We start from the raw sequence: 13,752 nt of genomic DNA, 5'->3' as shown, positions 1-13,752 counted from the left end.
TATTTTCTCACCAATTAGGTGATCCTTGTTTGACTCTATTTTTCAATATCACTACAATGTTTTTTTGAGTTGATATAGTTCTCTGTTTAGGAGTTGGGGTTCAATAGTAATGACGAAGAAACATCCAAAGTCACTCGTTTCCGAATGGGCAAGAAATGCAGAAATATCTTTTGAAGAAGAGATCCTAACTGAACGTTAATGGGAATCAAAGCACAATATTTTTAGAGACGAATGTTTTGAATTATAAATAAGAGATTACTCTATTAACCCAGTGTAAAATAAAATGTTGCCCATTTATCCGGTTCACTTTCTGCCCAGATGCGACCGCCATGTTTAAGGACTATTTGCTTAGCACTGGCTAATCCTACGCCTACGCCCTCATATGTCTTCTCTAGTCTCTGAAATGGCTTGAATATATTCTCAGCATCTTTCATATCAAAACCGATGCCATTATCTCTTATATAATAAACAAGCGTTCCATCTTTAACCATGGCTCCGAATTCAATTTTTCTCACCGGCTTTGGCCTGGTGTATTTAATGGCATTACCGATTAAATTCTCGATCAATATCTGGAGTAGTACCTGGGTGCCAGTGGCTTTTAACCCTTGCTGGATATGTACCTCCAGCTTTTCCTGTGGATGGGTTTCGGCATAGTCGGTTACCACCGTTTCGGCTATCTGTGTTAAATCTATATCTTCGGTGGTTAAGTTTTCCTTAGTAAGCTTTAACAGATTAAGTATGGCATCAATCATGGTGTTAAGGTTACGAATGGCTGCCTTCATCCGGTCCATGTATTCCTGGCCTTTCCCTAGGCAATGTCCGTACTCCTCAGACAGGATATGAGCAAAACCGCTGATACTGCGCAGTGGTGCTCTCAGATCGTGTGTCAGGTTATAAATAATGGTTTCCAGGTCTTCGTTGGATATCTTCAAATTGAGAATTTGTCTACTTAGTTCTGTAATATCTATATTGATACCAGCCCATTGATAAATATTTCCGTTATTGTCCTGAGCAGGTATACCCCTGCTAAGTATGGTGTGGAAAACCTTATCTGCACCTAAAACCATAAATTCGCAATTCCAGAACGACCCTGTTTTGATGGTATGGCGCCAAGATTCCATAATTCGGTCTTTATCTTCTGTAGCTAGTTGCTTCGTCCAGCCGTATCCTTTTGCTTCTTTCATGCTTATACCGAGCAGATCAAGGAATACCTGACTGAAATAAGACATCTCTCCGTTCGAATCTGCAATCCACACCCCATAAGGGATGCTCTCATGGAGGAGATAAAATATGTTCTCCACTTCAATCTTTGATCGTTTTATTAACTCTAGTTCGAGCCTGACAGTTTGTTTTTGTGAGGACTGAAGATTGCTGCGCAGTTCTTTGTTTTCACCACGGAGCCTTGCCGCTTCATCTCCCAGGTCATTATTATTTATTAGCTCATTCATTAGTATCACCTCTAATTTCCATGTTTTTGCAGCCTTTGGCTCTTCCTTTCAGGTCTCTCTGCCGCCAAGAGTGAAATAGAATGTCGCTCCTTTACCTTCTTCCCCATCGGCCCATAAATCGCCAAGGTGCTTCTTGATAATAGCATGGGCAATAGCCAGTCCGATCCCATATCCGGTTTCGCCAGTGGGATATCCCCCGAGTTGAGAAAAGGGGCGGAATATTTGAGTGGCATTCTTATTATCAAAGCCGATGCCGTTATCCTTGATAAAGTACACAGGCTGCCCATCTTTAACGATTTTTCCGAACTCTATCCTGTAAGGTTTGTGAGTCGTATACTTCCAAGCATTTGAGAGCATGTTATTTAAGAGCTCCCTGATTGCTTCTTTATCTGCGCAGCACACAAGATGAGGCTCTATAATGAACTCGCCCGTTCGCTGCGGGGATTTGTTCTTAAAATCTGCTGCTATTTCTGCAACCATCTCTGATAATTTAATCTCCTGTTGCTTATAGTCAGTCCTAAATATATCCAGCAGAAAATGGATCGCGCCTACCATATGTTCCATTCTATTTACTATCCCCTGGATACGGTCTGTATATGATCTTGTTTCGGCATCAACTTGCTTTTTCTCTAGCTTTTCACTGAGGAATCCGATAAACCCACTGATGCCTCTTAGCGGGCTATAAAGATCATGGGACATGCTATAGATCACCGAACCCAACTCTTGATTGGTGACTTGTATCTGTGCCGTCCGCTCAAAAACCTGCTGCTCAAAAGTATCACTAAGTCTTTTCAGTCGTTCTTCAGTCTGTTTGCGAGCGCTAATATCGATATTTGTAGACACTGCAGCAATGACAGTACCATTTGCATTCTTGATCGGAGCTGCGTTAGTCTGGATGATCCCGCGGCTGCCATCACCCCGTTCAATGATCTCTTCTGCCTCTATGACTATCTCTCCACCGGCAATAGCTCTTATGAGAGAAAGTTCAGATATAAGATATCGGCGTCCGTCCAAATGAAATCGCTTGAAATTGAGGTAATCATCCAGAAATTGTGCACGAAGGAGTGGCATGCGCCATATAGTTTCCATAGCAATATTGCCCAGAACTATTTTTCCCGATGGGACTTCGGCAATAATGACCCCCACAGGCAGATTCTCTATCACAACGCTTAGCAAAGATTGCTGTTCTTCAAGCTTGTTCTTCGCATCAATGAATGCAGCGTTGGTTTCTTGAAGCACCTTTTCATTTTCATTATTTTTATGTGTTTTGCCCATCATTTCATACCATACTTACATTCCGTCTATTCTTATGTACCTCGTTTAATATCAAGACTGGCCAAGACTTCTTCTGTATTGGAAAGGTTACCAATGATTCGCCTCTCCGGTTGAGGCTGCCTTTTGATTAAGGTGGGAATAGCGACTACCTGATCCTCGATACCAAGCATGGGGACCTTAAATACATCGATCACTTCTAGGTGATAGTGGCCCGCAAGGTATTCCTCACAGATCTTACGCAAGTTGGAAATAGCTGCAACAGACCTGGCTGTCTCTCCTGCGACATAGAGTCTAAGTTGCCAGGTTTCGGGAACAGGTTCTTTTTCTTTTTTATTCTCCATAGTATCACGCTACCAGCTTTTCTTCTTGCATTTGATCATTCTTAAAAATTTCGATTCCTCGATAGGTTATAGCAAAATCATAGACATTTGGACTACTCGCAATACCACGGGTTTTCATTATAAACAATTCCCTTTTTCGTTTACTTTTTTCTCTTGCTACAGCAAGAACAACCCAGGAATCTATAAGTGAGGAGATCTTTACATTGGTATGTTCCGGCACGGCCCCTCCACTGGTAAGATCAGTAAGCACGGTTGTTATCAGGTTCTTTTTGAGGTAGTCCATCATTCTTGTTAACATTGACTTAACCTCATTTATTGAACCGACGGTAGTAAGATTGGTAACGGGGTCAAAAACAACGACATCCGGCTTAAACGATTCGGTCAGATCATAGATAGTTAAGAGATGTGATTCCAGCCCGTTACTGTTAGGTCTGGAGGCACTAAACTTAAGGAGGTCCTTCTTGACCCACGGCTCAAGGTCTAGTCCTACTGATTTCATATTCCTGATAACCTGGTCATGTGATTCCTCAGAAGATAAGTACAGACATTTTAGCCCCTGTTCACAGGCAGTATTACAGACAGAAGCAGCAAAAATTGATTTACCTGAGCCTGCCATCCCTGAGATCACAATAGAGCTGCCACGATAAAACCCTTTTCCTCCAAGCAGCTCATCCATTCCCTGGATTCCTGAAGAGAGAAAGTCTGATGATATCTTATGTTCCAGTCCTATTGAAGTGATCGGAAGTACAGAGAATCCCGTATTATCAATGATGAAGGGATATTCGTTGGTGCCATGAGCCGAGCCTCTGTATTTCATAATGCGCAAACGCCTGGTCATAAGTTGTTCAAAAATCCTTAAGTCCAGGATTATAAGACAATCAGCAACATACTCCTCAATCCCATGTCGTGTCATCATATACTGCCCTGGCTCTGCTGTTATCAATGCCGTGACACCTTTGCTCTTGAGCCATAAGAATAGCCTGCGCAGTTCGGAGCGAAGAATTACCTCACTGGGTATCTTGCTGAAAAGCGCTTCTATGGTATCTATTACCACCCGTTTTACATTGTTGGTGACAATATAATGTTCCATCCGGGAGAACAACCCGTCGAGATTATATTCCCCAGATTCCCTTACATCTCCGCTCTTAATAACGATTTGATCAATAATGAGTTTCCCTTCCTTAGACAGCTTGTTCAGATCATACCCCATGGAGCCAAAATTCTCGACTAAGTCCACAAAGGTTTCCTCGAAGGAAATAAAAAGTCCTGGTTCATTCCAATGCCGTATTCCCTGTACCAGGAATTCCATTGAAAACACGGTCTTCCCGGAACCCGGCCCACCAACAATTAGTGTTGATCTTCCTTTGGGAACCCCGCCGAAAGTAATCTCATCAAAACCCTTAATCCCGGTTAAGGTCTTTTTCAACGTTACCGGCACTGAAGTCTTTTTTTTGATAACCATAAAGCCACCACCTTAGCTCAATGCATGTATTTCTTGGGACTTACGTTTAACATAGTGATAGAATTAATTCAAGGATGGAGAAACGTAAGATCAATCTTCCCCTACGACAACTATTGCCCGATGTTCCATTTGATCGTCAATAAGCGGCAGAAAGAAACACGGCTGGGCCACATCATCAAGTATTACCTTTTTCACAGGATTTCCTTCTCTCAGACGTTCAACCGTGATATGGTAGACTGTTTCTCGATAACGGTAATGGATATGAAAGGTATCCCAGTCTTTTTTCCAGCACGGCGCAAACGTAAGTTTATCAACTTCAAGCTTTAACCCTAGCAATGATTCCAGTATAAGCTGATACATCCAACCTGCTGACCCTGTGTACCATGACCAGCCGCCTCTGCCGACGTGAGGCGATTGCGAATAAATATCGCCAACCATAACATAAGGTTCGGTTTTATATATCTCAATTTGTTCTGAAGTACTGCTGTGATTGATCGGATTTATCAACGAGAACCAATCCCAGGCTTTTTGTGATTCGCCTACTGAAGCCATTGCCATGACAGCCCAGACCGCAGCATGGCTGTACTGTCCTCCATTTTCTCTAACTCCAGGTACATAGCCTTTAATATAACCCGGATCATTTGTACTTTTGTCAAAAGGAGGATCAAACAACTGGATCAAACCTGACTGGTGTTTGACCAGATATTCATCAACGGATTGCATGGCTGTTGCCTGGCGTTCAGAATCTCCAGCCTGTGACAATACCGCCCAGCTCTGGGGCAATAAATCAATACAGCACTCATTATTAGCTATTGAGCCTAAAGTGTCTCCATTATCAAAAAAAGCACGTAACCACCAACTGCCATTCCAGGTATGAGTATTGATGTTTTTCTTCAAACGTTTAGCTTCAGTATTGCACTGTTGTGCAAAATTAGTATCTTTCTTTCCTTTTGCAATTTCAGAAAAACTGATCAGAATATCATAGAGGAAAAAAGCCAGCCATACACTCTCTCCCTGACCTTTTTCACCCACTAGATTCATGCCATCATTCCAGTCTCCTGTTCCCATTAGCGGCAAACCGTGAACGCCATATCGCAGGCCTAGCAAAATTGCGCGAGCGCAATGATCGTACAGCGAAGATTTTTCTTCTGAACGCTGCGGAAGATCATAATATGCGTCTTCTTCCATGCTAACTAATCTACCTTCAATAAACTCCACCATTTCCTCAAGTACACCAGTGTCCCCGGTTCCGGAAATATAACGACTAACAGCAAATGGCAGCCATAGATAATCATCCGAACAGCGAGTCCTCACACCTCGCCCCTGTGGAGGATGCCACCAATGCTGAACGTCACCTTCCCGGAACTGATGCTTAGCGCAGAGAAGAATCTGCTCTCTTAGCATTTGTGGCTCGTTATGTAGTAACGCTAATGTGTCTTGTAACTGGTCTCTGAACCCAAAAGCACCACCCGATTGGTAATAACCACTTCTTGCCCAAAGGCGACAGGCTATAGTTTGATAAAGCAACCAACCGTTAGCCAAAATATTTAAACTCAGGTCCGGAGTGTCTACATGAACCGCCCCAAGACTACGATCCCAGAATTCTCCGACAGCCTTCAATGCTGCTATGGCCGGGCCAGCACCGCGAAAGCGTTGGACCAGCGACCTGGCTTCATCGATATTATGACCGGCCCCTAGAATAAAAACAATTTCATGTTCCTGACCATCAGTAAGGTCAAACATGGTTTGTACGGCACCGCATGGATCTAGTGCTGCTCCAACTTTATTTGATAGTCGCGATCGACCCATCGCTGAAGGGTTCTTCAAACTTTTGTTTCGTCCGATAAACTCTGTTCTATCTCCTGTCACATAACGATTTGTACCATTCATATCAATAAAAGCTACTCGACCAGAAAATTCAAGATTATAAGGATTGTGTGCAAACATAGCATTACATTTAGGATCGATTTCAGTCACTACATGCATTAAAGTTTTATGTCTAAGCTCTCCCAGGACCCAGGTCACAAAACCCGTAGCCGAGAGACGCCGATTTCGTCCCGATATATTGCTAACTTTCAATACGCAGAATTTTACCGGGGCATCAATTGCAACATAAGTGGTTAATTCCGAAGTTATTCCAAAATCCGTGTACTCAAAAATACTGTAACCGAAACCATGCCTGGTTGTATAAGGCTTGATTCCCCGGGCAGGGAACGGAGCCGGAGACCAGAATCGACCGGTTTCTTCATCACGCAAATAAAAAGCTTCTCCACCGGAATCACAAACCGGATCATTATTCCAGGGAGTTATCCTGAACTCATGGGCATTTTCACTAAAAGTGTATGCAGAACCACTCTCCGAAATGACCGACCCGAAATATGGATTAGCAAGTACATTTGACCAAGGCATCGGTGTCATTTGATTAGGGGAGGTGGTTAAAATATACTCCTTGCCATCGTGAGTGAACCCGCCGATTCCATTAAAAAAAAGCAAGTCTCTGTGTATCAAATTTGCTGTTTTTTCTGGCAGTAAACGCCGTAAACGAGATGTCGTGAAAGTTGGCATACTGAATTCTGCCTGACCTCTGCGGATAATCTGATCCTCAATCGGTCCCAGCCAGTCAGTGAGGATAATTCTGGCCACGGTTTGCATAAGAATTTGATCTTCATCCGGGATCTGATCAGTTTTTCTGATAAAAATTCCCGCTGGTCTGTCCACTATATGAGCCTCCAGACTTGAGGCAATCAAACCCATAATTTTTTCCTGCAACTGCTGTCGGTACCCGGAAGGGTCCTCGTTCCAAATCACCAGGTCAACAGCCAGTCCATTTCTACGCCAATAAGCGTGTGCTTGTACCATGCGGCGTACAAGATCAATATTTGCTGAGTCGGAAATACGCAAAAGCACGATTGGCAGATCCCCTGAAATACCGTATCCCCACAAACCTGACTGTCCTCTTTTGTTTTTCAGGATGATGCTTTGTTGCGCCCTGCTGGAAGGACTGGGAAAAATAACTGAGCTGGCAAGCCGGGCATAAAGTTGCGCATCGGCCTCAGTTGCGTTCATCTGATGTAGCAGTACTTGACCATGGCTGAAAGCCAGTTCAAAAACCCGGTCGGATAGTCGCCAATCATTATATTTTTCAATTAATCCGAGCGCAATTTCTCGGGTTTCAGCTGCTCCAAGAACTATATTTACTACCGCAGTACCTTCCGGTTCTATGGTAATTCTGCTCCGTATTGCCACTACCGGATCAAGAACAGCTCCTTCGCTATTAGTGAGTTGCCTATTCTCTAAAGCAACAGGGTCCGCGACACTTCTTCCCCGACCAATAAATTTTAATCGGTCCGTTTCATAAGAAATTTCAGAAACTGTAGCCCCATGAATAACCATAAGGCAAAACATCCAGGGTGGGGACTCTTCCGCGGAGCGAGGTCGACGACTACAAAGAATGCTATTTTTATTAGGTAAAATTTCAGTTTGAACAAATAAATTATTAAAGGCCGGATGTGTAATTTCAGCCGCTGCCGGAGCAAGGACCACTTCAGCATAAGATGTCACATCAAGCACTCGCGGTTTTCGGGAATAATTTGTGATACGAATGCGCCGCATTTCAATATCATCTTCTGGAGAAACTACGATCTCAGTATGAGTATCCAGTTCCTGATCTCGACGACGGAACTCCGCTCTGGCCTGAGAAAAAATTGCTTCATAATTTTTGGCTGACTTACAGACAGGCTGATATGCTGCGGACCAAGATTCATTCCTCTCGACATCACGGATATAGCAAAATAATCCGGTATTATCCAGCGTCGCATCTTCCCGGAAGCGTGTTAATGCAAAATCTTTCCAACGACTATATCCGCCACCAGCCTGAGTTACCATCAATTGGTATCGTCCATTGGATAATAGGTGAACTTCAGGAAACGGTGTATTTGGCGTATTATAGATACGCAGCAGTGATTGCCTTTCCATGGTTTGCCATGGTCGCTCAGTAACTTCAAAAGCATGTGGATATGCAGGAGTAACCTTCGGAACCCGCTCCTGAAGTAACAGATCAGCAGCTAAAAATCTTGGTTCGGAATGAAAGCGTTTTTGCATAGGACGCCCTAGAAGAAAATATGATAAAGATAACAAAACCATGCCCTGGTGATGGGCCATGTAAGAGCTTACTACCGCAAACTTTTGGCCACTTGATAAACGCGCCGGAGTGAAATCTACAGCTTCATACAAACCATATCGACCTTGAAGTCCAGACTTAGCCAAACGCTGCAAGTTCTCTGTAGCTGCATCTGGTTTCACCATTAAAGCAAGAGCAGAAGCATAAGGCGTGATCACAAGGTCATCGGATAATCCGCGTTTAAACCCAAGCCCAGGAATGCCAAAAGCTCGATATTGATATTGCAGGTTCGCGTCAGTTATGTTGTAGCCGGACTCAGATATTCCCCAGAGAACACCGCGTTCATTCCCATACTCAATTTGCCTTGAGACGACTGCATAGAATGTTTGATCAAGCAGCGTGTTCTTATACGTAGGCATTACCAATAACGGCATAAGGTACTCAAACATTGAACCGCCCCAGGAGAGCAAAACCGGAAACCTTCCTGATATGGTCAATTGCCGTCCAAGTGAAAACCAGTTTTCTTGGGGTATATATCCTTGAGCAATTGCAACATAACTACCTAAACGAGCTTCTGATGCTAACAGATCGTAATAACCTTCGTCACGCCTGTGTTCGCTGACATTGTAACCGATAGCTAAAAGGTGTCTGGATGAATCGTATAAAAAATCGTACTCCATTTCAACTAATGAGCTGCACAGCTGGGCTTGCTTTTCTAATGCCGCTATCCTAGCCATTGCCCTATTTACTGCGTCAACGGTTGATTTCTGTAACTGTGACAACCAGGTATCCTGTTTTTCCTGGCCCTGTATCGATACAAGCTGCGCAATCAATGGCAAAACCTGAGATCCAAGGCCTGCAATATCTCTCAATGTCGGAGTATTATTAAGCATTTCCCAGATAGCTTTGATTCTATCAAGAGACTGAGCTGCGACTTCATTTTCATCCTTCCAGAATTCTTCATCGGGTAGTGGTAAGCTTAGCCAGGGAGCCATAAACCTAATATCTTCCTGATGATCCCGGAATTGCTGCTTCAGGGAATCCATCCAAAAGAAAGCCTCTGGGAATTCAGAAAGTCCGGCGCATAGTTCAGTGCTCAAGGTTTGCAAAAGATGAAGCTGATTGAGTCGATCTCCAAGTCCTGCCGGGATAACCTCCAACTGTTGAAATAATTTCTTAAGATTATCTGCAGCTTTTAAAGAATACTTATGCCCTGAGTTGCCCATTGTTTCTTCGAAAATAGCATAGGTATCAAGCCATCCTTCCGCTATCCTTACCCCAGCAACAGGATGATCAGGCATTGCGAGTAATCCCTGCCTCAAAACTAACAAATGACCTGAGAGGTTGCCGCTATCTACACTTGAAACATATAATGGACCTAAAGGTTGCAGAGTTTGAGTGTCATACCAATTGTAAAAATGCCCTCGGAACCGCTCCATATTTTCCATCGTATGTATGGTTCTGGTTACACGGGATAGCAGTTTCTCTGTAGAGATATATCCAAAGTCATATGCCGTCAGATTTGCAAGCAAATACATCCCGATATTTGTAGGAGATGTACGGTGCGCCTTTGAGGATAAGGGTTTTTCCTGGACATTGTCCACCGGCAACCAATTATCTTCTTCATTAACAAAAGAATCAAAAAACTGCCATGTACGCCGAGCCAGCTTATGCAGAAATAGTGTCTGCTCAGGTAAAATATTATTAATATGAACTACCTGCGGACTGCTAATAAACCAAACCAAAAGGGGCGAAAAAAACCATAAAACAATCAATGCAAGCGGTGCAAGTTGTATTTCAGGCTTGCCAAGTATTATTAGCCCAACCCCAAAAGACAGTGCTGATAACATCCCCATAGATTTCCATACATGGGCAAGTCCCATGCTGTTATGGCTGGAGTTATTAGATGGACACCATATTAATAGGTTTTTATGGGTAATCCATAATCGGAACCATGTACGGATAATTGCATCAAGACAATAATAGGCCTCGTATGGTAATAATGCCAAACGTATCATGGACCTTGCCAGGTTTCGATAAAGATCCTGGAATATGTAACGAACATGAATCAGAAATAAAAGTTCTTGTGGTTTCTGAAATAGCACAGCAACAACAGCAAAAAGACAAGGCGGTAAAAAAAACATAGCCAGAAAGAGAAACGTGAACAATCCAGCTGATAACGGCATCAACCAGGCAATAGCAAGCAGCGTGATAAGAGCCGGAGCTATCAAACTGCGACGTAAATTGTCAAAAATCTTCCAGCGGTAAATTGATCCCAAAGGATTTTTTATTGTGCCATCTAATCCAGGCACACGGGCACATAGCCAACGCGCAATTTGCCAATCGCCTCTGATCCATCGATGGCGTCGTTGGGCATCAGCAAGGTAATGAGATGGATAATGTTCATACAGCACTACATCGCTTACAAGTCCGGAACGAACATATCCACCCTCCAGCAGATCATGAGATAAAACACGATTCACCGGGAATCTCTTGGTTAAGACTTTATGGATCACATCCACATCATAGATACCTTTACCAACAAAAGAACCTTCCCGAAACAAATCCTGATAAACATCGGATACAGCCAAGGTATACGGATCAATGCCTACTTGCCCCCCAAACAACTTTACGAGCCAGGATTTACTCACGGCATTCATACTATTTTCCATGCGAGGCTGCAAAATGCCATAACCCGCGCAGACACTTTTTGACTCATCATCATATTGCGGTCGGTTTAGCGGATGGTTCATTGTCGCAACAAGAGTTCTGGCTGAATCAAGCGTGAGCTGTGTATCCGTGTCTAGGGTTATTACATACTTCACTAATTCAAGAATAGAGGTATCCCCAACTATTACTGTTCCTGGTTCTGGCATACCCCCGCAAATAATAATATTAAGGTTCTCCAATTTGCCACGCTTGCGTTCCCGTCCCATCCAGCAATTCTCCTGGGGATTCCATTGGCGCGGTCGATGAAAAAGGTAAAACTTTTCAGCCTGATCCTGAGGATACCGGGCATTTAAGTCCTCGATCCTGGTTTTTGCAGCTTCGAATAAATTGTTATCTTCGGACAATTGTTCCTGTGGTGCATCTTGAAAATCTGTCACCAGGCCAAAATGTAAAAGATTATCCCGGTTAGCCAAGTATAAAACCTCAAGATTCTCCAGCAAAGAAGAGATATTTTCGGGACTAGATAACATGCAGGGAATGACTACTAGTGTTCGGGCTTCCGGGGGGATGCCTTTGGAATAATCCATACGGGCAAGGCCCCCTGGATTAATTAGTCGTGCTGTCAGCCAGTTAACAAGATTGACCGCCGGCTGGCTGGCACCGATAAGTACCAAAATACCGGTTAAACAAAGCGGGAGACCAGGAATGTGATGTATATTTAATAAAATTATCCCCATAAATAAGAGTGTAAACAATCCTATTGAACTTAAATATAAAAAAAGCGGGAACCTGCATATAAAACGTTCTAGCTGCTCACGTATCGTGAATTTGGGCTTAACCAATTGTTCCAACTGAACAATACCGTGGTCCAACAAATAGTAACCAACGTGTGACATTCGATTATCCAGTCCATTAACTGCCACCGACTGCTGAGCAAGATCTAAGGCCCTGGCTGCGATATCCTTTTCAGGTAGTGAGCAACGTTTAGCCAATAATTCCACCCGGTGTCGACACCGGTCGCGAGTAGCAAAATCAGAGCGGGAATAGACCCCCATAGGATCAAAGGAAAGGGTTTGCTCTACCTTACTCAAGGCTTCCACAAACCCCCTCCAATCTATAGCAGTTAAAAACCGCAAGCTAGCAATACTGTTACTAACTGAAACCTGGTCTTCAGCCTGTCTCTGATTTTCCATGTGAACCATCTGTTCAACATTAAACCCAAATTCGGTTAAACGTTGTTCAATCCACGTCATAGGTAAAGCCAGGCTCTGACCTTGAAGCCGGCGCGCAAGTGCCGCCACAAATGCACTGGACATCGGAGGGCTTGATCGAGCCATATCCGAGATTTCTATAATAAGATTTTTGGGGTCTTTTTCGGATACAGTGGTCATGCGGTCAGCCCAATAATCCCCCAGTTTACGATCTAATTTACTGGCAGCAATTCTTGTCGCTACCCGGCGCAGGTTTTCAATAAGAGCCAGCCGAAGCATAATCGGGATGGCCCATAATTCACCAAGTGTTAGAGTAACAGTAGTTTGGTAAGCGTCAACAAAAGCACTGAGGCCCACTTCATCCACTCGGCCATCTCCATGAGAGATCACCTTTAATGCCATAGCATAAACACGAGGGAAACCCTTAGTTTTACCGGTTTTAAGACTGGGCAATTCCCGACTATAAGATTTCGGCAAATGTTTGCGTGAGATTAGAATTTGTTCTTCAATAATATAAAAGTTATCCAAAAACCACTCTTCAGCGGGGAGAAGGGGATTATTCTTAACAGCCTCAACTTGTAACAACTGATATGTTTCCAATAAAAGCTTTTCATTTTCATAAAGGCGAGGCAAAAGGCGGTCAGGACTGCGTATGATTTCATGTTCATGCCTCTGGGCAAGTCCTTTTGCATACTCGGCCATTTGCTCCATACTAAATAATTCCGCTCTTAAAGGCTGCTCCATAAATTCTCCAATCGGTACGAGTCTGCGCAACTTCCAACGATCAGTCTCTATTGCTGCTATCTGTCGAAAAGGGCGTTTCTAAATATTTCTTTGTGTGACTAACCGTCATTTAAGGTTTTTTTTTACACTACATCCATTTTTCACTTCCTCAGAAAAATTGATGATATAGTTACCTTCAAATACTAAAAAAATATCAAGCTGGAATCTGTCTTGAAATTGTGAGTTCTTATTTAAAATAAAACCATTTTTTATCAGGTGAAAAAGGTTTCCTGATTCATATTAAGAAATATTAGAGAGTGATGCTTCGGCTTTGGCGGTAAGCTCTTTCTGAGTTAATCCGTTAAAGGTTATTGCGAAATTTATTCATTTTGGTTATTTCGTTAGCAAAATAATAACATAGAGTCAAGTATAAAGATATGGATAAGAAAAATAAATATCTCTTGTATTTGCTTTAATATCATTGATTCCCATAATGAACCGG

General features: G+C 43.1%; 5 protein-coding genes. All 5 read right to left on the bottom strand.

Annotation, left to right across the window (positions count from 1 at the left end):
• Positions 1-263: 263 nt before the first annotated feature.
• Entirely contained in the window at positions 264-1,448 is a 1,185-nt protein-coding gene (locus DKM50_10720) for a hypothetical protein (GenBank protein PZM78787.1), read from the bottom strand.
• A 48-nt stretch (positions 1,449-1,496) separates the two neighbouring features.
• On the bottom strand, positions 1,497-2,726 hold the full coding sequence (locus tag DKM50_10715; GenBank protein ID PZM78786.1) for a hypothetical protein: 1,230 nt from the start codon (positions 2,724-2,726) through the stop codon (positions 1,497-1,499).
• A 29-nt stretch (positions 2,727-2,755) separates the two neighbouring features.
• A complete protein-coding gene (locus DKM50_10710) occupies positions 2,756-3,064 on the bottom strand; it encodes a circadian clock protein KaiB (protein PZM78785.1) in 309 nt (102 codons plus the stop codon).
• A gap of 4 nt (positions 3,065-3,068) precedes the next feature.
• Positions 3,069-4,526 (bottom strand): KaiC 1, encoded by a 1,458-nt coding sequence (locus DKM50_10705; GenBank protein PZM78784.1) that lies wholly within the window; start codon positions 4,524-4,526, stop codon positions 3,069-3,071.
• Between the two features lie 90 nt (positions 4,527-4,616).
• The gene (locus DKM50_10700; protein ID PZM78783.1) at positions 4,617-13,271 is read right to left on the bottom strand and encodes a cyclic beta 1-2 glucan synthetase; all 8,655 of its coding nucleotides are present in this window, start codon (positions 13,269-13,271) and stop codon (positions 4,617-4,619) included.
• Positions 13,272-13,752: the final 481 nt, after the last annotated feature.

Source organism: Candidatus Margulisiibacteriota bacterium, assembly GCA_003242895.1.
In the GTDB taxonomy this organism is placed as follows: Bacteria; Margulisbacteria; Riflemargulisbacteria; order GWF2-39-127; family GWF2-39-127; genus GWF2-39-127.
Note: the sequence above shows the minus strand (reverse complement) of the source record. Positions and strands in the feature narration are given on the sequence as shown.

Coding starts and splice junctions, on each gene's coding strand:
- DKM50_10705 (PZM78784.1), bottom strand. CDS start 4,526: ATGGTTATCAAAAAAAAGACTTCAGTGCCGGTAACGTTGAAAAAGACC.
- DKM50_10710 (PZM78785.1), bottom strand. CDS start 3,064: ATGGAGAATAAAAAAGAAAAAGAACCTGTTCCCGAAACCTGGCAACTT.
- DKM50_10700 (PZM78783.1), bottom strand. CDS start 13,271: ATGGAGCAGCCTTTAAGAGCGGAATTATTTAGTATGGAGCAAATGGCC.
- DKM50_10720 (PZM78787.1), bottom strand. CDS start 1,448: ATGAATGAGCTAATAAATAATAATGACCTGGGAGATGAAGCGGCAAGG.
- DKM50_10715 (PZM78786.1), bottom strand. CDS start 2,726: ATGATGGGCAAAACACATAAAAATAATGAAAATGAAAAGGTGCTTCAA.